This window comes from Phocaeicola barnesiae DSM 18169 = JCM 13652, assembly GCF_000374585.1.
GTDB lineage: Bacteria > Bacteroidota > Bacteroidia > Bacteroidales > Bacteroidaceae > Phocaeicola > Phocaeicola barnesiae.
On sequence record NZ_KB894643.1, the window covers coordinates 494,895 to 519,251 of the forward strand.

The 24,357-nt window shown below is 52.0% G+C and carries 16 protein-coding genes; 11 read left to right on the forward strand and 5 right to left on the reverse strand.

All coding sequences use genetic code 11. From position 1 onward, the window contains the following. Positions 1-2: 2 nt before the first annotated feature. The 3 genes from C510_RS0102045 to C510_RS0102060 all read right to left on the reverse strand — a co-directional run bounded on the left by C510_RS0102045 (position 3) and on the right by C510_RS0102060 (position 5,162). Positions 3-893 (reverse strand): DUF3316 domain-containing protein, encoded by an 891-nt coding sequence (locus C510_RS0102045; protein ID WP_018709676.1) that lies wholly within the window; start codon positions 891-893, stop codon positions 3-5. 1 nt (position 894) lies between these two features. Beyond that, positions 895-3,537, reverse strand: coding sequence for a DNA gyrase/topoisomerase IV subunit A (locus tag C510_RS0102050; protein ID WP_018709677.1), 2,643 nt, complete (start codon positions 3,535-3,537; stop codon positions 895-897). A 278-nt stretch (positions 3,538-3,815) separates the two neighbouring features. After that, complete coding sequence (locus C510_RS0102060; RefSeq protein ID WP_025892089.1) at positions 3,816-5,162, reverse strand: MATE family efflux transporter; 1,347 nt, start codon at positions 5,160-5,162, stop codon at positions 3,816-3,818. A 278-nt stretch (positions 5,163-5,440) separates the two neighbouring features. Here C510_RS0102060 and C510_RS0102065 point away from each other — a divergent pair, with 278 nt between their 5' ends. The 6 genes from C510_RS0102065 (at position 5,441) to C510_RS0102090 (ending at position 13,850) form a co-directional block, all read left to right on the forward strand. Continuing rightward, positions 5,441-6,985, forward strand: coding sequence for a glycine--tRNA ligase (locus C510_RS0102065; RefSeq protein ID WP_018709680.1), 1,545 nt, complete (start codon positions 5,441-5,443; stop codon positions 6,983-6,985). Between the two features lie 6 nt (positions 6,986-6,991). Then, positions 6,992-7,648: a BamJ family beta-barrel-assembly machinery protein gene (gene bamJ, locus C510_RS0102070; protein WP_018709681.1), complete on the forward strand. Its 657-nt coding sequence runs from the start codon at positions 6,992-6,994 to the stop codon at positions 7,646-7,648. Positions 7,649-7,816: 168 nt separating this feature from the next. Beyond that, a complete protein-coding gene (locus C510_RS17280; RefSeq protein ID WP_022340426.1) occupies positions 7,817-8,239 on the forward strand; it encodes a DUF6769 family protein in 423 nt (140 codons plus the stop codon). A 103-nt stretch (positions 8,240-8,342) separates the two neighbouring features. After that, positions 8,343-9,530 carry an efflux RND transporter periplasmic adaptor subunit gene (locus C510_RS0102080; protein ID WP_018709683.1) on the forward strand — a complete coding sequence of 396 codons (1,188 nt, stop codon included), beginning with the start codon at positions 8,343-8,345 and terminating at the stop codon, positions 9,528-9,530. Positions 9,531-9,554: 24 nt separating this feature from the next. Next, entirely contained in the window at positions 9,555-12,671 is a 3,117-nt protein-coding gene (locus C510_RS0102085; protein ID WP_026320070.1) for an efflux RND transporter permease subunit, read from the forward strand. 3 nt (positions 12,672-12,674) lie between these two features. Continuing rightward, positions 12,675-13,850, forward strand: coding sequence for a TolC family protein (locus tag C510_RS0102090; protein ID WP_025892087.1), 1,176 nt, complete (start codon positions 12,675-12,677; stop codon positions 13,848-13,850). Positions 13,851-13,922: 72 nt separating this feature from the next. Here C510_RS0102090 and C510_RS0102095 read toward each other — a convergent pair whose 3' ends face one another. Then, positions 13,923-14,264 carry a type II toxin-antitoxin system RelE/ParE family toxin gene (locus C510_RS0102095; protein WP_018709686.1) on the reverse strand — a complete coding sequence of 114 codons (342 nt, stop codon included), beginning with the start codon at positions 14,262-14,264 and terminating at the stop codon, positions 13,923-13,925. After that, positions 14,248-14,490: a hypothetical protein gene (locus tag C510_RS0102100; RefSeq protein WP_025892086.1), complete on the reverse strand. Its 243-nt coding sequence runs from the start codon at positions 14,488-14,490 to the stop codon at positions 14,248-14,250. The genes C510_RS0102095 and C510_RS0102100 overlap by 17 nt, the downstream gene beginning before the upstream one ends. Before the next feature lie 320 nt (positions 14,491-14,810). On the opposite strand from C510_RS0102100, the gene metA reads away from it, so the two are divergent. The 5 genes from metA to C510_RS0102125 all read left to right on the forward strand — a co-directional run bounded on the left by metA (position 14,811) and on the right by C510_RS0102125 (position 24,179). Next, positions 14,811-15,734: a homoserine O-acetyltransferase MetA gene (gene metA / locus C510_RS0102105; protein ID WP_018709688.1), complete on the forward strand. Its 924-nt coding sequence runs from the start codon at positions 14,811-14,813 to the stop codon at positions 15,732-15,734. Between the two features lie 3 nt (positions 15,735-15,737). Then, positions 15,738-17,567: a peptidase U32 family protein gene (locus C510_RS0102110; protein WP_018709689.1), complete on the forward strand. Its 1,830-nt coding sequence runs from the start codon at positions 15,738-15,740 to the stop codon at positions 17,565-17,567. 27 nt (positions 17,568-17,594) lie between these two features. Continuing rightward, a complete protein-coding gene (locus C510_RS0102115; RefSeq protein WP_018709690.1) occupies positions 17,595-18,566 on the forward strand; it encodes a hypothetical protein in 972 nt (323 codons plus the stop codon). 387 nt (positions 18,567-18,953) lie between these two features. Continuing rightward, positions 18,954-22,151: a SusC/RagA family TonB-linked outer membrane protein gene (locus tag C510_RS0102120; protein ID WP_025892085.1), complete on the forward strand. Its 3,198-nt coding sequence runs from the start codon at positions 18,954-18,956 to the stop codon at positions 22,149-22,151. Positions 22,152-22,163: 12 nt separating this feature from the next. Beyond that, positions 22,164-24,179 (forward strand): RagB/SusD family nutrient uptake outer membrane protein, encoded by a 2,016-nt coding sequence (locus C510_RS0102125; RefSeq protein WP_018709692.1) that lies wholly within the window; start codon positions 22,164-22,166, stop codon positions 24,177-24,179. Positions 24,180-24,357 lie beyond the last annotated feature (178 nt).

Below are 24,357 nucleotides of genomic sequence, written 5' to 3' on the forward strand. Positions count from 1 at the left end.
CTTTAGAATGGAGTCTGTTTTTCGGGCATGCTGACCTGTCTTTTCTCCCGGAACAGGTACAGGTTCCGCACGAATCCGATGAGGAAATCGTGCGAATACAGGTGGCTTTTCAGATGATTGACCTTCGCCTGGCGGATGTCGCACAGGTAGCCGACGCGCAGGATGGCGCGCGAGACCGGAAAGTCCAGCGTCACCAGCTGCTGGAGTGAGGGCTGGTTATGCACCGAAGTGAATTTTACGTGTTGTCCACCGTTCTTCAGGACAAACAGCTCGTAATAAGACTCTCCGAACTCCGGCGAGAACATGGCTCCCAGCAACGGCAGATTGGCCTGGTAGCGTACGGTCATCGGATAGTTGCCCAGGTGGAACTTGTAGATGAGCATCCCCGAGGCGCCGATGTTTCCGTAGGCCTTGGCCTGAGCCGGGTTGTTGGAGTTGCGGCGGTTGTAGACCACGCCTCCGTTCAGGTCGATGTAGGGGCCCGCCAGCAGCTTCAGGTTTTCACGGAGAGCGAACTGATAGTGAAGGGCGTAGCTCCACGAAACCATGCCCGTGTACATCTCACCGTTCCGGGCCGGGTTCCGGGTCTTCGAGGCCATCACCTGCAGGAGGTGTTGGCCCGATACCTTCCCGTCCATCAGCCGGGTCATGCGCATCCCTTCGTGCATGAACCTCAGTTCGGGTCCCTTGTATTCCAGTGGGGTAAGATACGTCTCCAGCACGTTGTTGAATCCCGCGCCGAACAGGGTGCTCCGCAGGATGTACCGCCCTTCGGGGCTTTCCGTACCGGCTCCCGATGCGGGAACCGCCGAGGCGTACAGGCTGTCCTGCCGGGTCTGTGCGTGCAGGGACGTAACCAGTAGCAGCCATATAAGTAAAAGGGTATGTCGCATATCAGAACAGTTTCATTTGTCCGTCTTCTTCTTCCGGGTTTTCGGTTCCGTTGTCGGTCTCTTCGGTCACCTCCTCGGCTTCTTCGGCTACAGGCTCCGGCATCCGTACCGGTTCCAGTTCCTCTATCCGGTCCACCTGGAAGGTAGTCAGACGCTTTCCCTTCGCCTTGAAGCTCTTCACGCCGATGAAGTCACTCGCCTCGACGATGAGCGGCTCGCGGAAACTGTCGTGCCCGCCGAATACGACCTGCAGCCGGGCATATACCTGGCAGGAGAGCAGAATCAGCCGGTTGTGCTTGTTCTCGCCCAGATAATTCTGCCGCTTGGCGGAATTCTCGAACGTGAAGCGTTTCAGGTACGGATAGTTCTGCTGGTCGGCGTCGTACAGGGCGGCGGTCCAGACCTTGTCGGCATCGAACTTCTCGATAATCTGTATATCGGTGTCGTAGTGGTTGTTCAGGTCGAAGTCCGTGGTGTAGAACTCGCCGTTCTTGTGGACTATCAGGATGGTGTCGTCGCTCTGGAACTCGCCCAGGTACTGGCCCCGTCCGTCGTAGTTCAGGCGCAGCACATCGTGGTCGAACCACACCTTCCGTCCGCCCAGGGTAGAGCCTCCGCGTTGTTTCAGGCTGATTTTATGCACGTCGAATTTCGTCAGCAGGTTTCCCATGGACTGGCGTCCCTTGATGTTGATGGAGCTGAAGTCCTTCTCGAACACCAGCTTCTTGATGCGCGGGTTCGGTCGGAGGGTCACCTTGATGACTTCAGCCTCGCCGTTCGGGTTGGCGGTGAAGTACACGATTTTCGAGCCCGGGTTCCCCTGGGTCACGTCGTATTCCCGGTCGCGTATCATCGAGGTGACGTTGAAGCGCTTGATGTAATGGAAGCCTTCCTTCCCGTCGCGGTAGATGACGTTGTAGATGGTGCGTTTGTCGTTCTTCTTGAACACGTTCACGTACAGGATGTTCTTGCCCACGAACAGCTTGTCGTTGATGCGGACAATCTTGTACTTGCCGTCCTTGTAGAAGATGATGACATCGTCGATGTCCGAGCAGTTGCACACATACTCGTCCTTCTTCAGGCCCGTACCGATGAAACCCTCCTCGCGGTTGATGTACAGCTTCTCGTTGGCTTCGGCCACCTTTGTGGCCACGATGGTATCGAAGCTGCGTATCTCGGTCCGTCGGGGGAAGTTCTTTCCGTACTTCTCCTTCAGTTTCCTGTACCAGTCGATGGTATATTCCGTGATGTGGGCCAGGTGGTCGTCTATCTCGGCGATTTCCGCCTTCAGCCTGGCGATGAACTCGTCGGCCTTGTCCTTGTTGAACTTCAGGATGCGTGCCATCTTGATTTCCATCAGCTTCAGGATGTCCTCCTTCGTCACCTCGCGTACGAATTGCGGGTAGAAGGGAGTGAGCCGTTCGTCGATGTGCTCGCAGGCGGCATCCATGTTCTCGGCCTGTTCGAATTCCTTGTCCTTGTAGATGCGTTCTTCGATGAATATCTTCTCCAGCGAGGCGAAGTGCAGGGTCTCCAGGGCCTCGCCGCGCTGGATGTTCAGTTCCTGGCGGAGCAGCCCCAGGGTATTGTCGACCGACTTCTTCAGTACCGCGCTCACCGAGAGGAAATGCGGCTTCTTGTTGTCGATGACACAGCAGTTGGGCGAGATGTTCACCTCGCAATCCGTAAAGGCATAGAGGGCGTCCAGCGTCTTGTCCGACGAGGTTCCCGGTGCCAGATGCACCAGAATCTCCACTTTTCCGGCCGTGTTGTCGTCCACCTTCCGCACCTTGATTTTTCCCTTTTCGATGGCCTTCAGGATAGAGTCTATCAGCGAAGAAGTCGTTTTTCCGTAAGGTATTTCGCTGATGCAAAGCGTCTTGTTGTCAATCTTCGAAATCTTGGCACGCACCCGTACCACGCCGCCCCGTTCGCCGTCGTTGTAGCGTGACACGTCGATGGAGCCTCCGGTCTGGAAATCCGGATAGAGCTGGAACGGCTCGCCGTGCAGGTAAGCGATGGCGGCGTCGCACAGCTCGTTGAAGTTATGCGGCAGAATCTTCGAGGAGAGTCCCACGGCGATACCCTCCACTCCCTGTGCCAGCAGCAGCGGGAATTTCACCGGAAGCGTGACCGGTTCCTTGTTGCGGCCGTCGTAGGAAGCCTGCCATTCGGTGGTTTTCGGATTGAACACCACGTCGAGGGCGAATTTAGACAGACGGGCTTCGATGTAACGGGGAGCCGCCGCGCTGTCGCCCGTCAGGATGTTTCCCCAGTTCCCCTGGCAATCGATGAGCAGGTCCTTCTGTCCCAGCTGTACCAGCGCGTCGCCGATGGACGCGTCGCCGTGCGGGTGGAACTGCATGGTATGCCCCACGATGTTGGCCACCTTGTTGTAGCGTCCGTCGTCCAGCCGTTTCATGGAGTGCAGGATGCGTCGTTGTACCGGTTTCAGACCATCGTTGATGTGGGGCACGGCACGTTCCAGGATAACGTACGAAGCGTAGTCCAGAAACCAGTTCTGGTACATACCGCTCAGTTGGTGCTTCACCGCCTCGTCTTTCTGGTCGACCGGCTTATAGTCAGAATGTTCTTCTTTTTCAGGGATCGTATGTTCGTCTTTGTCAAATGTATCTTCGCTCATAGATAGGGTTTAAGTGGAAAAACAACAGGCAAAGATAAGAAAAATCTGCGTGAATCTATTTTTTTCAGAAATAAACCCGTATAAATACCTATTTTAAAAATGTCTTCGGCTTCTTGTGTCTTACATATTTTACTTATGTAAAATGAATAGAATTGGGCTGATAAGTCGTACCCCAAAAAACGAACGTTCGTTTCGAACAAAACATGAGCATGTTTTCATCCACACGTCCGTTCGTTTTTAAGCAAACGTCCGTTCGTTTTTGAGGCCCCCTCCGTTTCTTATCCTTGCCTTTTCATCTCGTTCAGCACAGGGATGGTGAGCGGGATGGCCAGCAGGAACGAGCAGAGGTCGGACACGGCTTGACACATCTCTACGCCCTGAAGCCCCAGGTAAACCGGGAGAATCAGGATGAGGGGAATGAAGAAAAGGCCCTGACGGGCAGAAGAAAGGATGACCGCACGTACCGGCTTGCGGATGGTCTGCAACATCATGTTGCACAGGATGACCCACACCCCCAAGGGAAGCGTGATGAGCTGCCACCGCAAGGCCCGTGTACCGGTCTCGATGACGTGGATGTCATCGCGGAACCACGACACGACTTCGGGCGCGTAGATGTAGCCCACGATGGAACAAATGGCCAGAAAGACCACGCCCAACTTGATGCAGAAAAAGAAGCCGGCACGTACCCGCTTGTAGAGCCTGGCACCGTAATTGAATCCGCACACCGGTTGGAACCCTTGTCCGAAACCGATGACGAACGAGTTGATGAACATGCAGATACGGGTGACGATGGACATGCCCGCGATGGCGGCGTCGCCGTAGGCCCCGGCCGATACGTTCAGCAGGATAGTGGCCACACTGGCCAGTCCCTGCCGGAGGATGGAAGGACTTCCGCCGTAGACGATTTCCTTCAGGAAAGCAGGCTTGGGGGTAAAGTTCCGGTAATGGATGCGGATGTTCTCTCCCTTGCGATCCATCAGAATCAGCACCAGGAAGCTGCATATCTGGCTGACAAGGGTAGACCAGGCGGCTCCGGCGATACCCATGTCGAAGACGAAAATCAGCAACGGGTCGAGCCCGATATTCAGTACGGCGCCTATGGTGATGCCGATCATGGCATATACGGCATTCCCCTGGAAACGCATCTGGTTGTTCAGTACCAGCGAAGAGGTCATGAACGGCGCTCCCAGCAGCACGATTCCCAGGTAGGATTCGGCGTAGGGGAGGATGGTTTCGGTAGACCCCAGCAACTGGCAGATGGGGGTCAGGAAGAGCAGCCCCAGTGTGGTGATGAATACGCCGCAGATAAAGGCGCAGAAGAATCCGGTAGAAGCCATCTTCTCGGCACTCTCGTAATCGCGGGCTCCCAGCCGCCGGGAAATGAAATTTCCGGATCCGTGTCCGAAGAAGAACCCGATGGCCTGGATGATGGCCATGACGGAGAAGGAAATACCTACGGCGGCCGTAGACTGGGTGTTGATCTGACCTACGAAATAGGTGTCGGCCATGACGTAGAACGAGGTGACGAGCATGCTGATGATGGTCGGTACCGCCAGCGAGCAGATGAGGCGGGGTACCGGCATGGTAGTCATAAGGGTGTATTTATCTGTGCCGGATTGGTTCATTACGTTGAAGATTAGTGGGATATTCAAAAATCGGCGTGAAATTACAGAAAATATTCCAATGCCGGGGGGAAGCGTTCCGAACTTTAATCAAATTTTACAGAAGGACCGGCACGGAAAGACGCCCGTCGCTCTCTTTTCAGGCACGATTTCGGAGAAATGCGGCGAATACATAAGATAAATTAATAGACCAATCGTTCTTTTTTAGGGATAAAGCTGTATCTTTGTGCCCTATTATAGAAGGTAGATAACAACAAAAAATCCAACAAATAACTAGAAAAATGGCACAAGAAGACGTTTTCAAGAAACTTGTTTCACACTGTAAAGAGTATGGTTTTGTATTCCCGTCAAGTGAAATCTATGACGGACTGGGTGCCGTATACGATTACGGACAGATGGGTGTGGAACTGAAAAACAATATCAAACAGTACTGGTGGCAGAGCATGGTGCTCCTGCACGAGAACATCGTAGGCATCGACTCGGCTATCTTCATGCACCCTACCATCTGGAAGGCTTCCGGACACGTAGACGCGTTCAACGACCCGTTGATTGACAACCGTGACTCGAAGAAACGCTACCGTGCCGACGTACTGATTGAAGACCAGATTGCCAAGTACGACGAAAAAATCAATAAGGAAGTAGCCAAGGCCGCCAAGAAATTCGGCGACGCCTTCGACGAGGTTCAGTTCCGTAGCACCAACGCCCGTGTACTGGAACACCAGGCTAAGCGTGACGCGTTGCACGAACGCTACTCGAAAGCCATGAACGCCGGTCCGGACCTGAACGAACTCCGTCAGATCATCCTGGACGAAGAAATTGTCTGCCCGATTTCGGGTACCAAGAACTGGACCGAAGTCCGTCAGTTCAACCTGATGTTCTCTACGGAAATGGGTTCTACTTCGGAAGGTTCCATGAAGGTATACCTCCGTCCGGAAACCGCTCAGGGTATCTTCGTGAACTACCTGAACGTACAGAAGACCGGCCGTATGAAGGTGCCTTTCGGTATCGCACAGATTGGTAAGGCGTTCCGTAACGAAATCGTGGCCCGCCAGTTCATCTTCCGCATGCGTGAGTTCGAACAGATGGAAATGCAGTTCTTCGTAAAACCGGGAACTGAACTCGAATGGTTCCAGAAATGGAAAGAAACCCGTCTGAAATGGCACAAGGCACTGGGCTTCGGTGACGACCATTACCGCTATCACGACCACGAGAAACTGGCTCACTACGCCAATGCCGCTACCGACATCGAGTTCCTGATGCCGTTCGGTTTCAAGGAAGTAGAAGGTATCCATAGCCGTACCAACTTCGACCTGAGCCAGCATGAGAAATATTCCGGCAAGAGCATCAAGTATTTCGATCCGGAAATCAACGAAAGCTACACTCCGTACGTCATCGAGACTTCTATTGGTGTAGACCGTATGTTCCTGAGCGTAATGAGCGCCGCCTACCATGAAGAGACACTGGAAAACGGCGAAACCCGCGTAGTGCTGAAACTTCCTGCTGCTCTGGCTCCGGTGAAACTGGCTATCATGCCGCTGGTGAAAAAAGACGGTCTGCCTGAAAAGGCCCGCGAAATCATGGACGACCTGAAGTTCCACTTCCATTGCCAGTACGATGAAAAGGATTCTATCGGTAAGCGTTACCGCCGTCAGGATGCCATCGGTACTCCGTACTGTATCACCATCGACCACCAGACCTTGGAAGACAACTGCGTAACCCTGCGTAACCGTGACACCATGGAACAGGAACGTGTGGCTATCTCAGAGTTGAATAACATCATTGCCGACAAGGTAAGCATTACCAGTCTGCTGAAAACATTGCAGTAATAATATATGAGTAAACAGATTCTTTGGCTGGTTGCCCTCCTGCTCACTTTCTCTGTCGGGTTCAGCTCCTGCGCGGAAGACACGCCCACGGCCGACCCGTATGAAAACTGGCAGGCACGCAACGAGCATTACATCGATTCGATAGCGGCCGTAGCTACTACCAACGCTTCCGGAAACTGGGAACGCGTGTTGAACTACAAGCTTCAGTCCCAGAATCAGGGGACTAGCCTAGGGGGAGACTTTGACGTGAACCAGTATGTCTATATGGAAGTGCTGGAACCGGCGGAGGAAGGCGGTATCGCTCCTCTGTTTACGGATAGCGTATCGGTCTATTACCGGAGAGAACTTATCAACGGTGAAGTCTTCGACCAAAGCTATACGGGCGACCTGGATACAGAGGTGCATGAACCGACGACGTTCGCCTTACAGGCTACAACGACCAACGGTCTGACCGACGGACTGATTGTCGGTTGGGTAACGGCTTTGCAACAAATGAAAGAAGGTATGCGGGTCCGTCTGTATATCCCGGCCAATTTGGGCTATGGCTCACAAAGCAAGACTTCCATTCCGGCATACTCTACGCTGATATTCGACCTGAAACTGGAGAAGGTGATTCACCCGATAGGACCTGACGACCGTAGCCGGGCGCTACAGGAAGAATAGAATTTTTCTTTGCGAAGCAAAATAAGCTGGCTCCGGATGCCGGTGAAAATCTTTCTACATCAGAGAGTTTCCACCGGTTCCGGAGTTTTTTTTGTGTCTGTTTTTCCCGATTCTTTTGTCGGTTTGTCCGATATGTCCTATCTTTGCGGAAATTAAAACGAAACGGAATTGGGACGTATCTTTCAGACATACTGCTTGTTGGTAGCCAGCATCCTGATGTTGGCCGTAGCGGTTTTTCCCCATCACCATCATGCGGAACGTCTGTGTCTGAAGTCTGATTGGTGTACCTGTACGTCCGATGCTTCCTGCGAGGGGCATTGTACACATTCCCCCAATACAGATAATCACGAGTGTACGATTTCGTGCGCCACCCATTTCGCATTCGGTCATCAGCAACTCTCGCGTTCCGATGTTTCTCCTGATTTTACCTTTTCTTTTCTGATTTATCCGATGTTGAGTCTGCTGGAATATTTTCAGACAGGCGTTATTCGAATCGGTAATTCTGATTCCATTTATATAGAAAAGCTGCACAGCCGTCAGTGGATGGCTGCATGGGGGCTTCGTGCGCCTCCTGTTTTCCTTCGCTCTTGAAAAACAACCAGGTTACGAATGCCGTCGGGCATCGGATGAAAGAAACCTGGTTGCAGGGTTAGTTCATTAATTTTGTCACGAAGGAAAACTTTTATTATCAACCATGAAGAAATTTTTTATAGGAGGAGCCTTGTTGCTGTTTATACTAGGCTCTTGTAACAGCCACGCCGGACACAATCACGACCATGAGGCAGAAGGTCACGACCACGAAGCGGAAGCACCGCACGGACACGATGAACATGAACACGGAAATGAACCGGCCGGACATTCCGATGAAATCAGCCTGCCGGCCGCCAAGGCGAAGGCCGCCGGGGTGGTGGCCGAAACGGTCAATCCGGCTCCGTTCCGCCAGGTGATTCCGGTGAGCGGACAGATTCTGGCGGCTCAGGGCGACGACGCTACGGTGGTGGCCACCGCTTCCGGAGTGGTATCTTTCGCACGGAAGCTGACGGAAGGGATGCAGGTAGGGAAAGGAACCGCCCTGGTTTATCTGACCGGCGAACACCTGCAGGAAGGCGACCCTGCCCGGAAAGCCGAAATCGCCTATCGTGCGGCCAAGGAAGAGTATGAACGTGCCGCCAAGCTGGTGGACCGCCAGATTGTATCGCAAAAGGAATTCAATGCCATCCGCGAAGCGTACGAGAACGCGCGGATAGCTTACGAGGCCCTGACACCCGGCGGCGCCGGCAAGGGAACGGCGGTGACCGCTCCGATGGGCGGATACCTGAAGAATTGCCTGGTGAAGGAGGGCGACTACGTGAGTGTGGGGCAACCGCTGATGAGTATCACCCAGAACCGCCGTCTCCAGCTGAAGGCAGAGGTGTCCGAACGCTATTACTCGGCGCTGAAGCAGGTAACTTCGGCCAACTTCAAGACCCCGTATGACAACCGGGTATACGAACTGGAACAACTGAAGGGCCGGTTGCTTTCTTACGGAAAGACCTCAGGCGACACTTCGTTCTACCTGCCGGTAGTCTTCGAATTCGATAATTGCGGCGACATGGTGCCGGGGTCTTTTGTAGAGGTCTATCTGCTGGGAACCCCACGTACCGGCGTCATCAGCCTGCCCTGGTCGGCCATTACCGAAGAGCAGGGGCTGAACTTCGTTTACCTGCAACTGGACGCCGATTGCTACCGGAAGCAGGAAGTGAAGCTGGGGGCTTCGGACGGTAGCCGTGTGGAGATCCTGTCCGGCCTGAAGGGAGGCGAGAAAGTCGTCACCCAGGGAGCCGTCCATGTGAAACTGGCTTCTGCCAGCAACGCTATCCCGGCGCATACCCATCAACATTAATCCACTTCTTTATTCTTTTGAGCTATGTTGAATAAAATCATACGATTCTCTTTGCAGAACCGTCTGCTTGTATTGGTAGCTTCGGTCCTGTTGTTGATAGGGGGAACCTATACCGCTTTCCATACGGAAGTGGACGTGTTTCCCGACTTGAATGCTCCTACGGTAGTGGTCATGACCGAGGCCAACGGTATGGCCGCCGAAGAAGTGGAGCAACTGGTGACTTTCCCCATCGAGACCGCGGTGAACGGAGCCACGCATGTGCGCAGGGTACGTTCTTCTTCCACCACGGGTTTCTCCGTCGTGTGGGTGGAATTCGATTGGGATACGGACATCTATCTGGCCCGTCAGATTGTATCCGAGAAATTGGCCACCGTAGGCGAAGACCTGCCGGACAATGTGGGGAATCCTACCCTGGGACCTCAATCGTCCATTCTGGGCGAGCTGCTGATTGTGGGCTTGACGGCCGACAGTACTTCCATGCTCGATTTGCGTACGTTGGCCGACTGGACCATCCGTCCGCGCCTGCTTTCTACCGGAGGTGTGGCACAGGTGGCTGTTCTGGGTGGCGACATCAAGGAATATCAGGTATTGCTGCATCCCGAACGCATGAAACATTACGGTGTGACGCTGGGCGAAGTGATGGAAGTTACCCGCAACATGAACCAGAACACCAACGGCGGGGTGATTTACGAATACGGCAACGAGTACATCGTGCGTGGCGTACTTTCCACCAACGATGTACGTGAAATGAGCCGGGCGGTCATCAAGCGGGTGAACGGGGTACCGGTGGTGCTGGAAGATGTAGCCGATGTGAAAATCGGCGCCCAGCAACCGAAGCTGGGACTGGCCTCGGAGAAGGGGAAACCGGCGGTGCTGGTCACCGTAACCAAACAACCCAATACGGGTACCATCGAGCTGACCGAACGCCTGGAAACGGCCCTGAAGGATTTGCAGAAGAACCTGCCGCCCGATGTGCACGTTTCTACCGATGTTTTCCGCCAGTCCCGCTTCATCGAAAGCTCCATCAGCAATGTACAGACCTCCCTGTACGAAGGGGCGCTCTTTGTGGTGATTGTACTGTTCCTCTTCCTGGCCAATACACGGACCACGCTCATCTCTCTGGTAACCCTGCCGCTCTCGCTTGTGGTGGCCATCCTGGTGCTTCACTACATGGGATTGAGCATCAATACCATGAGTCTGGGAGGTATGGCCATCGCCATCGGTTCGCTGGTAGACGATGCCATCGTCGATGTGGAGAATGTGTGGAAACACTTGCGCGAGAACCGCATGTTGCCGGAAGGTAGCCGAAAGCCCGTCCGTGAAGTGGTGTTCAACGCTTCGCGCGAGGTGCGTATGCCGATTCTGAATTCCACCTTGATTATTGTAGTCAGCTTCGTACCGTTGTTTTTCTTGAGCGGTATGGAAGGGCGTATGCTGGTTCCGCTGGGCATCGCCTTCATCGTTTCCCTGTTCGCCTCTACCGTAGTGGCCCTGACATTGACTCCGGTACTCTGTAGCTACCTGTTGGGACGGAACTACCGGAAAGAAGGTCTGCCGAAGGAGGCCTTCGTGGCCGTATGGCTGAAGAAGCATTACGAGAAGGCGTTGGGATGGGCCTTGTCGCACAAGCGTTGGGTATTGGGCAGTACCTTTGCCCTGTTTGTGGTGGCCGTAGGGTGTTTCTTCACCTTGGGACACAGCTTCCTGCCTTCGTTCAACGAGGGTTCGTTTACCATCAACATCAGCTCCCTGCCGGGCATTTCTCTGGAGGAATCCGATAAAATCGGGCGCCAGGCCGAAGAGCTGTTGCTTTCCATCCCCGAAATCCAGACCGTGGCCCGCAAGACAGGACGTGCGGAACTGGACGAGCATGCGCTGGGCGTGAATGTATCGGAAATTGAAGCGCCTTTCGAGTTGAAGGACCGCTCTCACGCCGAATTGCTGGCCGAGGTACGCCAGAAACTTTCGGTCATTACCGGAGCCAACATCGAAATCGGCCAGCCCATCAGCCACCGTATCGATGCCATGCTGAGCGGTACGCAGGCCAGTATCGCCATCAAGTTGTTCGGCGATGACCTGAACCGGATGTTCACCCTCGGAAACCAGATAAAGGACGCGATAGCCGATGTGGAAGGTATCGCCGACCTGAACGTGGAACAACAGATTGAACGTCCGGAGCTGAAGATTGTCCCGAAACGGGAAATGCTGGCCAAATACGGCATCTCCCTGCCGCAATTCAACGAGTTCGTGCAGGTGAACATGGCCGGCGAGGTGGTATCGCAGGTCTACGAACAAGGAAAGGCGTTCAATCTGGTGGTCCGTTCGAGCGAGGATAACCGGGGCTCGATGGACCGTATCAAGGACCTGATGATAGACGATGCCGAAGGGAACAAGGTGCCGTTGCTGAACGTAGCCGACGTGGTGTCCGCCATGGGACCGAACACGGTCAACCGGGAGAACGTGAAACGGAAGATTGTGATTTCGGCCAATACAAGCGGACGTGACCTGCGGAGCGTAGTCAACGACATCCAGGAACGTGTGGACCGCAACATCCAGTTGCCCGAAGGGTATCACGTGGAATACGGCGGGCAGTTCGAGAGCGAGCAGGCGGCCAGCAACACGTTGTTGCTCACGTCGCTGATGAGTATCGTGGTCATCTTCCTGTTGCTCTACATGCAATTCCATCACGTGGCCCAGAGCGGAGTCATTCTGCTGAACCTGCCGTTGGCCCTGATTGGAGGGGTCTTTGCCCTGCTGCTCACTTCGGGCGAGGTCAGCATACCGGCCATCATCGGATTCATCTCCCTGTTCGGTATCGCCACCCGTAACGGCATGCTGCTCATCAGCCACTACAACCTGTTGCGCGAAGAGCAGGGAATGGGAGTCCGCCAGAGCATCGTACAGGGTTCGCTCGACCGTCTGAACCCGATTCTGATGACGGCGCTTTCATCGGCGTTGGCCCTGATACCGCTGGCCTTGCGTGGAGACCTTCCGGGCAATGAAATCCAGAGCCCGATGGCGAAAGTCATCCTGGGAGGATTGTTGACCTCCACGTTCCTGAACGCTTTCGTCATCCCGATTGTTTATGAATGGATGCACCGGAAAGAGATAACCGATAACGAATTACCGAATAAAGCCTAACGTATGAAACGATACCTTATATGGGGGCTCGGACTGATGTGGTGCGCATCGTCCGTACAGGCCCAACAGATGGAAGAGATTCTGCAATCCGTCGCACAGAACAATGTGGAGCTACAGGCCCGCCAGCAGGAACTGGAGGCCGCCGGACTGGAAATCCGAATGCAGAACAGCCTGGAAGACCCGAGTGTGGAATACAGCCCGTTCTTCCGGAAGGGAGAAAGCGGGATGACGAGTTCCGAGCTGGTGGTGAAGCAGGGATTCGATTTTCCTACCGTGTATGCCGCCCGCGGAAAGGCCGGCAAGCTCCAGCGTTCGGCCCTGGAACGCCAGTGGGACGCGGCCCGTCAGGAGGTGTTGCTCCAGGCCAAGAACCTGTGTCTGGACCTGGTCCTGTACAACCAGACCCGTGAATTGCTGGAGGAGCGCAAGAAGAATGCCGACGAGCTGCTGGTATTGTTCGAGAAGCGCTTGCAGGAAGGCGACGCGAATATCCTGGAAGTGAACAAAATCAAGATGGAACGGATGAACGTGCAGACCGAAGTGGCCCAGAACATGGCGGCACACCGCACCGCCCTGCAACAATTGCTGGCATTGAACGGCAACCGTCCGTTGAATTTCTCGTCCGACCGTTATCCGCGGGTGGAGGCTCCGGCCGATTTCAATGCCTTGTACGATGAGGTGATGGCTTCGGATGCCCAGCTTCAGGCGGCGAACATGGAGGCTCAGGCGGCCGAGCAGGTATTGCAGGTGAACAAACAGAACTGGTTGCCGAAACTGGAGGTGGCCTACCGCCGGAATACGGACATGAGTGAAAGCAGCAACGGTTTCCTGATAGGAGGAAGCCTGCCGCTCTATTCGAGTCACCGGAAGCTGAAGATTGCCCGTGCCCAGGCACTCAGTGCCCGTCTGACGCTGGACGATGCCCGCTTGCAACGTGAAGCGGCCTTGCACGGACAATTCAATGAATTGTGTCGTCTGAAAGAAGCGATGGACGTCTATGATATTCCATTGATGCATGAGACACTCCGCATGCTGCACGACGCGGTGGTGGCAGGCCAGCTTTCCATCATCGAGTTTTATGTAGAAACGGAAAATGTCTACCAGAACCTGCAGGCATACATGAGCCTGGAGAACCAGTACCAAAAGTTGCTGGCCGAGGTGTACCGTTGCCGGTTGTAAGGATTCTTCGTTGGAGAGAATAAGAAACGTCCCGTTTGCGAGGTATAGTACCTTGCAGACGGGACGTTACGGTTATTTCAGGCCGTTCTTTTGAAGTAGTTCTTCGATTTCGTTGGCGCTGATGGAAGAGCGTTCCGATTTGTCGTAAATGTAGAGAAGATTGATTTCGGTTTCGTCTACGGCTATAATCACGTTGAAAGTAATAACCCTGGCTCCACCGCTCTTTCCTTTACCTTTAGAGGTGATTCGCATGCGTATTTTGCGCAGACCACCGCCTAAATCAGTGCCAAGATGAGGTGTTGTGAGAATATCTTTACCTAACGTCCGTATATCAGCCATTAAAGAGGGATAGCGCTTTCCTAATCGTTTCGCCTCTTTTTCAAATGTTTGCAGGGCCTTAATGCTGTACTTCATCTTCCCATTCTTTCATAAATTCTTCAAAAGGTTTTCCCCTTCCCGCTTTCATGTCTTTCAATCCCGCATCAATCCCTGCAAGAATTTCTTCCTTCGAGATATACTCCGTGTCATCGGCTTTCGTATCTTCTACCAGTTTTTCAGCTAGCCATTTCTTGTTGCGGTCGCTGAGTGAGAGTGACTGGATGTATTGCCACAGGCTTTCCATTTTTGCTGATGCTTTCATAAGTTTGTATCTCCTTTGTTTATAAATGGTATGCTACAAAGGCAAAGATAATATTCTATCTTGAAAAGATAAACATTTGGAGGGATATATCGGATTTTTCCGGTAGAATTTCCTTTTATCCTTCTCTCTGAATGACTTGTCAACCAATAACTTTTCCGGATTTTTTGTATGTTACTTTTTATTTGTACTTTTGTCCGTTGATAAAAAATAGCATATAGGCACATGAAAACATTCCGTTTATGCATCCTTTCTTTACCGGAAAGTAGAAACGGGAACAAGTTTTTTGTACTTTTGCGTGTCATATAAAAAAAGAGAGAGAAATGCCATTAAATTTACCCGATAAACTTCCTGCCATAGATTTGCTGAAGGAAGAGAATATTTTCGTCATCGACAATTCGAGGGCCAGTACACAGGATATCCGTCCGTTGAAGATTGTGATTCTGAACCTGATGCCCCTGAAAATCACGACGGAAACCGACTTGATTCGTCTGTTGTCCAACTCCCCGCTACAGATAGAGGTGAGTTTCATGAAGCTGAAGAGTCATACCTCCAAGAATACGCCCATCGAACACATGAAGGCGTTTTACCGTGATTTCGAATTGATGCGTAACGAGAAATACGATGGCATGATTATTACCGGCGCGCCCGTAGAACACCTGGAGTTCGAAGATGTGAACTACTGGGATGAAATTCAGGATATCTTCAACTGGACCCGTTCGCATGTCACTTCTACCTTCTACATCTGCTGGGCTGCTCAGGCCGGATTGTATCACCATTATGGTATTCCGAAATATCAGCTGGACAAGAAGATGTTCGGTATCTTCGAACATCATATCTGCGAAGGGTTCAAGCAACTGCCCATCTTCCGCGGATTCGACGATGTGTTCTTTGTGCCGCATAGCCGTCATACCGAAGTACGTCGGGAAGACATCGAGAAGCATCCGGAACTTCAGATTATTTCCGAGTCGGACGATTCGGGCGTACATATCGTGATGGCCCGGGGCGGACGTGAGTTCTACGTAACCGGACATTCCGAATATTCACCCTATACCCTCGATACGGAATATCGTCGGGACCTGGACAAAGGTCTGCCCATCGATATGCCCAAGAACTATTACCGCGACAATGACCCGGAAAAAGGGCCGTTGGTGCGTTGGCGGAGTGTAGCCAACCTGTTGTTCTCCAACTGGATGAACTATTACGTTTATCAGGAAACTCCTTATGACATCAATCTGATTAAATAATTCATGAAGAAACAACGTCCTATCGAATTGTTGGCTCCGGCCAAGAATCTGGAATGTGGCATCGAAGCTATCAACCACGGAGCCGATGCCGTGTATATCGGTGCCCCCCGCTTCGGCGCACGGGCCGCCGCCGGAAATTCCCTGGAGGATATCGCGGAACTGGTGAAGTATGCCCATCTGTACCGGGTACGGATTTATGTGACGGTCAACACCATTCTCCGTGACGAGGAGCTGAAGGAAACCGAAGCGATGATTTGGGATTTGTATCGGGTGGGGGTAGATGCCTTGATTGTGCAGGACATGGGTATCACCCGGTTGAACCTCCCCCCTATCCCACTCCACGCCAGCACGCAGATGGACAACCGGACTCCGGAGAAAGTGAAGTTTCTGGCCGAAGCCGGATTCCGTCAGGTGGTATTGGCCCGCGAACTCTCGCTCGACGAAATCGGCCGGATTCATCAGGCCTGCCCCGATACTCCCCTGGAAGTCTTCGTACACGGAGCGTTGTGCGTCAGCTATAGCGGACAATGCTATGTGAGTCAGGCCTGTTACGGACGGAGTGCCAACCGGGGGGAATGTGCCCAATTCTGCCGCCTGGGATTCGACCTGGTAGATGCCGACGGAAAGGTGATAGCCAAGAACAAGCACCTGCTCTCGCTCAAAGACATGAACCAGAGCGAGAACCTGGAAGCTCTCCTTGATGCGGGAGCTTCGTCGCTCAAGATAGAAGGACGGTTGAAAGAAGTATCGTACGTAAAGAATGTTACGGCGTATTACCGCCAGAAGCTGGATGCCATTCTGAAACGTCGCAAAGAATATGTACGGGCTTCATCGGGTACGGTGAAGCTGACGTTCAAGCCTCAGCCGGAAAAGAGTTTCAGCCGGGGATTCACGGATTATTTCCTGCACGGACGGAATCCGGGAATCTTTTCGTTCGATACCCCGAAATCGTTGGGGGAAGAGGTCGGAGTAGTCAAGGAAATCCGTGGAAATTACCTGACGGTGGCAGGAGTGAAACCCTTCAGCAACGGTGACGGACTCTGCTACCTGGATGAACAGGGACGCCTGCAGGGATTCCGGGTGAACCGGGTAGAGAACAACAAACTTTATCCGCAAGAGATGCCTCGCCTGAAGCCGAAGACCCGCCTGTACCGGAATTATGACCAGGAGTTCGAGAAGCTGATGCAGAAGAAATCGGCAGAACGGAAGATTTCGGTAGAGATGTGTCTGGAGGAGAACAACTTCGGGTTCACACTGACCCTGTCTGACGAGGACAAGAACCGGGTGAGTGTGACGCTGGCACGCGAAAAGGAACTGGCCCGGGTTCCGCAAGAAGATAACTTACGAAACCAGCTGGGAAAACTGGGAAATACGCCTTTCGAACTGGAGACGGTGGAACTCCGCTTGACGGACAACTGGTTCATCCCTTCGTCGGAACTTTCTGATTTACGCCGGCAGGCTGTCGAGAAATTACTGGAGGCCCGACGCATCACTTATCCGCAGGAACGTGCGCGCTGGATGGAAACACAACATGCGTTCCCGACCAAGGAACTGACCTATCTGGGAAATGTCATGAACCAGGAGGCCGAAGCTTTCTACCGGGAACATGGCGTGGAACGTATCGCTCCCGCCTTCGAGAAACAACAACCGGACGGTGCCGTCCTGATGTTCTGCAAACATTGCATCCGTTACAGCATGGGGTGGTGTCCGACTCATCATCGGGTCCGCTCTCCGTACCGGGAACCGTTTTTCCTGGTGAGCGGCGACGGACGACGTTTCCGCCTGCGCTTCGATTGTAAAGCCTGCCAGATGCGTGTGCTGGCCGAAGATTAAAAAGGAAAACTAAAAGAAAGGAATCTTATGTGGAAGTGGGGTAAATATCTGGTATGTCTGTTGTTGCTGGTAGTCGGGGTTACGTCCTGTTATTATCGGACCGCCTTGCCTACCCGTGTAGACGGAGAAGGAGAAGAGGGGGAAGAAGAAAGCTCCGTGGTCGATTTGCCGGAACGTCCGTATGCCCTGAACAGTAATTTCAAGGTGACGGCCGATACATTGTGGCTACATCAACTGCCTTTTACCGATTCGCTTCCGGTACTGAAGGACAATGAACTGGTGGTGGCGGAACTGGCGATACATGCAGACGACCCGACGGATTCGGTCTGGGTCAAGGTAGCCCGTGACCAGGAGACCATCGGCTGGTTACCCGAGCATCAGTTGCTGGAAAATATTGTACCCGTCGACCCGATTTCACAATGCATCCACCTGTTCAGCGATACGCATACCTTGTATTTCTTCCTGATTGTGGGTATCTTCTTCCTGACCTTCGCCTATCGGGCCATGAAACGGAAGAAGACCAAGCTGATCTGGTTGAACGACATCGACAGTATCTTCCCCATCATGCTTTCGTGGCTGCTGGCCTGTGCGGCCACGTTATACAATAGTATGCAATACTTTGTGCCGCAGACCTGGGAGCGCTACTATTATGACCCGTCCCTGAATCCCTTCGACCTACCTTTGATTTTGGGGTTGTTCGTATTGAGCGTATGGTGCATTTTCCTGATGGGAGTTGCCCTGCTGGATGACCTGTTCCATCAGACGACGTTCGAGGTGGCTTTCTTCTACCTTATCGGACTGGCATCGTGCTGCATCTTCCTCTATATCTTCTTTACCTATTTATGGATTTACGCGGCCTATGTGTGCCTGATAGCCTATACCTATTGTTGTTTCCGCTGGCTGAAACACTCCAACCGTTACCCGTATGCTTGCGGAGCCTGCGGAGCCAAGATGCGCGCCAAGGGAATCTGTCCGCATTGCGGGGCATTGAACGAATAGTCAAGGGGTATGTTATTTTTGTATAAAAATAGCAAGCGCGTAAAAAATCAAGGGACCAAAATTCTTTGATAAAATCACATTCGTCTTCATCGGCCGGATAGGGATTCCTGAAAAACGGACCGGCTTTTTATCCTAATCTTTAAACGAATAACAATACCGATAAATTCTTTTTTGTATGCTGATAACAGGATGAATGTGATGGATGAGGTAATAAATCTTTTCTAGATAGTTGTCGAGCGAGACCGTTCCCATCCGTGCATGGATGAAGACAAAAACAATTGAGCTGTTTGACGTGTTTGATAAAGGACATTAGTAACTTTTTTATAATTGAAGAGACTAGAACTAAACTAAGTTTAACTAAACCTTTTATTAACTTTTAAGACAGCTATGTTAAAGCGACTAAAATCAGCAAGTCTGTTGCTGACTCTAGCAAGTGTAGCTTCAGGTAGCGTCGTCCATGCGTCGACCGCTCTTGAACCTGAATTTGTAAGGAACGTACAGCAAGCCTCTACCTGTAAAGGTATTGTGAAAGATGGTCAAGGAGAAGTTATTATCGGTGCTTCTGTGGTGGTGAAGGGTACTATCAACGGTACCATTACAGATATTGACGGTGCCTTCGAACTAAAGAATGTGCAGAAAGGTGCTGTCATTCAGATATCGTTCGTAGGATACCAGACAACCGATGTAGTCTGGGAGGGAGCTCCTTTGGAAGTAACCTTGAAGGATGATACGGAAGTATTGGATGAAGTGGTAGTGGTAGGTTATGGCACACAGAAGAAAGCCAACGTAACCGGTGCTGTAAGTATGGTGGATTCGAAAGTATTGGAGTCACGTCCAGTACAGAATGTAGCTCAGGCATTGCAAGGACAGATTCCGGGGTTGACTATGAGTGTCGGAAACAGCGGAGGTTCCCTCGATGGAAGTATGGGAGTTTCTATCCGTGGTAACGGTACCATCGGTTCCGGTTCGAGCGGTAGCCCGTTAATCCTGATTGACGGCATCGAAGGAGATATGAATACGGTCAATCCGAATGATATTGCCAGTGTTTCGGTCTTGAAGGATGCCGCTTCAGCTTCCATTTACGGTGCCCGTGCAGCCTTTGGTGTTATCCTGATTACCACAAAGAACGGTTTGAGCGGTAAGACGCGTGTCAACTATTCCGGCAATGTCCGTTTCTCTACAGCCATCCAGTTGCCGGAGATGGTGAATTCCTTGGACTTTGCCAACTACTTCAATGATGCCTCTTCGAATGGCGGCGGGTCTCCTATCTTCGATGAGGACGCCCTTTCAAACATCCGGAAATACCTGAACGGTGAATTCACCGACCCATCCCAACCGGAATATTATGGTACTACGGTGAATCCTCAGAACAACCGTTACCGGAACTATAGCGGCTCTTTCGCCAATACCAACTGGTTCGATGAATTCTATGACAAGAATGTGCCGTCTCAGGAACATAACATCAGCATCAGCGGCGGTAATGAAAAAATCACTTATATTTTGAGCGGTAACTTGCTTGATCAGAAGGGACTCCTGAAGCACGGAACGGACAAATTCCATCGCTATACCCTGAACGGTAAGATTTCCGCCCAATTGGCCGACTGGGCAAAGATGAACTTCACCACCAAATGGACACGTGAAGACTTCAGCCGTCCGACGTATCTGACCGGTCTGTTCTTCCACAACATCGCCCGCCGCTGGCCAACCTGTTTCGTTACCGACCCTCATGGGCATTGGGCCGCCGATATGGAAATCATCCAGCTGGAAGAAGGCGGTGTCCAGACCAGGCAACAGAACTGGTATACCAACCAGCTCCAGTTCGTCTTCGAGCCTCTGAAAGACTGGCGAATTACCGTGGAGGGTAGTTTACGCCAATATGCGAACGACCAGCACTGGGCGGTTCTTCCGATTTATGGATACGATGCGGACAATGTTCCTTACCTGTTGTCGTGGAACGGTGGCGCCGCGGGATATTCCGAAGTACAGGACACCCGAGGCTCGGAAGATTATTTCTCGACCAATGTCTATACGGATTATGCGAAGACGATTGCCGGACATTATTTCAAACTCATGGGCGGTTTCAATACCGAGCTGTATAAGACCGGTTCGTTGACAGGTTTCGGTACGGATCTGATTACCCCTTCCGTTCCGCAATTGAGTGTCACTCAGGCCAACAAGAGAGCCGTCAACTCAGCGCAGGAACTGGCGATTGTGGGTTTCTTCGGACGTCTGAACTATAACTACAACGAGCGCTACCTGCTGGAAGCCAATCTCCGCTACGACGGCTCATCCCGATTTGTAGGGGACAAACGCTGGGCGCTTTTCCCGTCCTTCTCCGCCGGTTGGAACATCGCCCGTGAGCAATTCTTCCAGCCATTGAGCCGTACAATCGGAACATTGAAGCTGAGAGCTTCGTGGGGTCAGCTCGGTAACAACAATACCGATGCCTATTATCCGTTCTACCAGTCCATGCCTACAGGAGTGAACAATTCCAGCTGGTTGCTGAATGGAAACAAGCAGAATACGGCAGGACTTCCGGGAATCGTAAGTAGCCTGCTTACCTGGGAAACGATCGAGAGCTGGGACCTTGGTTTCGACTTCGGTATGTTCAATAACCGGCTTACCGGATCATTCAGCTATTACAACCGCCTGACGAAAAACATGGTGGCAGACGCTCCGAATCTACCGGGTATCTTGGGCGCTACTCCTCCGAAACTGAACAATGCCGACTTGAAGTCTTACGGATGGGAACTGGAACTGGCCTGGAGAGACCGTATCAACGAATTTGGATATGGAGTCCGTCTGACCTTGGATGATAACCAGGAGAAAATAACCCGCTATTACAATCCGACCGGTAACCTGAGTGCTTATTACGATGGGCGTATGCTGGGCGAAATCTGGGGATATACGACCGTAGGACTTGCTCAGACACAGGAAGAGATGGATGCCCACCTGGCAAACAACAAGCCGAACTGGGGCTCCGGATGGTCGGCCGGTGATGTCATGTATGCCGATTTGAACGGTGACGGAGTGGTGAATAACGGTTCGAATACACTCGAAGACCACGGTGATATCACGATTATCGGTAACAACACACCGCGCTATAAGTTCGGTATTACCCTGGATGGATCGTGGAAGGGGCTGGATTTCTCGGTCTTCCTGCAAGGTGTATTGAAACGCGACTTCTGGTTAAGCGGCCCGTACTTCTGGGGAGCCAGCGGTGGAATGTGGCAATCTACCTGCTTTACGGAACACCTGGACTATTGGAGACCGGACAATCCGGATGCCTACTACCCGAGGCCTAACTTCAGTTCTACCATGAACCAGCAGGTACAGACGGATTATCTGCAGAACGCTGCCTACATGCGTGTCAAGAATGTCCAGGTAGGTTATACGCTTCCGAAAGCATGGGTGACTAAAGCCGGTATGGAATCTGTCCGTGTCTATGTATCGGGTGATAACCTGATGACATTTACCGGAATCAGTAAAATCTTCGATCCGGAAACGCTGGGCGGTGACTGGGGTGCCGGAAAACTCTATCCGTTACAAAGAACAATCTCTGTGGGCTTGAATGTAAACTTCTAATAGTGTAAAACAATGAAAATCAATATAAAGCAATTGTGCCTCTACTCGTTGGTCGGTTTGGGTGGAGCAGGAATGACTTCGTGCAACGATTTCCTGGATCGTGAACCGATTACCAGCGTGACTCCGAACTCTTATTTTACGGTGGCCGATCAGATTGGTGCCTATGTCATCAATTACTACAACTCTTCTTTGGTGAATTCCCGAGGTGTCCCCTTGTACCACCAGCAGGCTTGGAACGAAGGTTTGGGTATCAACGATAACAATACCGATAACTTTGTGCAGGGAGCAGGTTCATTGTCCTATTTTGCCAATACCTGGCAGGTACCCAGCAACCAGAACCTGAAAAGTACATACAGTGTTATCCGTACCTGGAACTATCTGATCAATACCGTTGAACCGAAGATTGCGGAGGGTTCCATCCAAGGAACGACGGAAACCATCAACCAGTACTTGGGCGAGGCCTATTTCTTCCGTGCCATGGCCTATTTCAATGCCTTGGCTACTTTCGGTGACCTGCCGATTATCACGGAAGTACTTCCCGATGACGATGCGGTGTTGCAGGAACAGTCCATACGCTCTCCCCGAAACGAAGTAGCCCGTTTTATCCTGGAAGACCTCGACAAGGCAATTTCATTGCTCCAGGAAACCGGTTATGCCAACAATCAGCGTATCAACAAACAGGCGGCTCAGCTCTTCAAGTCGCGGGTGGCTCTGTATGAAGGTACGTTCGAAAAATACCATCAAGGTACGGGACGTGTACCGGGTGATGAGAATTGGCCGGGAAAGAACATGTCCTACAACCAAGGAAAGACATTCGACATCCATGCAGAAATTGATTTCTTCCTGGGTGAGGCGATGAGTGCAGCCAGTGCTGTAGCCGACAAGATTTCTCTGACCGATAACAACCACGTCATGAATCCGGAATACGGTCAGATTTATGGTTGGAATCCTTATTTCGAAATGTTCAGCCAGCCATCGTTGGCAAATGTTCCTGAAGTCCTGTTGTGGAAACAGTACAACAAGTCTCTGAGCATTACGCACGATGCGCCCAACCGTCTGCAGGTAGGCGACGACAGTGGTTTGATGCATAGTTTCATCACTGCTTTCTTGTGTAAGGACGGGCTTCCCATTTATGCCTCTCCCCTTTATAAGGGAGATGTCAGCATCGATGACGAGAAGACGGACCGTGACGAACGCTTGCGATTGTTTGTCTGGGGAGAAAGCGATGTACTCAAGTCGGATCCGGCTCAGGCGGAAGTTGCCCAAACAGGTAATGTCGTTCTGTTCGGGAAACCTTTGGTGACGAATGCGGAGCAGCAGAACCGTGACATTACCGGTTATCGCCAACGGAAGCATTATACGTATGATTATGCGCAGAAATCGAGCGATGAATTGCTCGGAACCAATGCTTGTCCGATATTCCGTGCAGCCGAAGCGTATCTGAACTATATGGAGGCATGTTATGAAAAGAACAGGTCATTGGACAACAAAGCCCAAGGCTATTGGAGAGCTTTACGTACACGTGCCGGAGTGGATGCGGATTTCAACAAGACCATCCATGCTACAGACATGAGTAAAGAAGCAGCGTTGGATGACTTGGGTGTCTGGTCTGGCAGCAACATGGTCGATGCTACGTTGTATAACATCCGCCGGGAACGCCGGTGTGAATTCCTCGGCGAAGGTATGCGTTGGGACGACCTGATTCGCTGGAGATCCTGGGACAGAGTGTTCACCAAACCTTTCGTTCCTAAGGGTATCAACTTGTGGGATGAGGCTTACAAGAACTATACGGAGAGCGGTGAAGAGATTGTGGCCGACGGTACCATCACCTCCAATGTTTCTCAGAAGAGCCAAGGCAAGTATCTGTTGCCCTACGCCATTTACAAGACGAACAATCAATTGTATGACGGTTATACGTGGCGGAAAGCCTTCTACCTGTCTCCTATCGGTGTAGAAGAGCTGCAGTTGGCCAGTGGCCTGTATCAGAATCCGTATTGGCCGACCGATGGAGGATTGTCGTTAGAATGAAATCAAGATAAATCGTAGTTATAAATTTAGGATGAGGGAGTGGAGTCCGCAAGGATTTCACTCCCTTATTCCTTTGTGATAAGATGATGCGGGGTGAATGGAGGAAACGTGCGTTTCTATCGAATCAAACGTACGTATATCCGGATTAATTCGTCCGTTCGTTTGAAGTAAAACATCC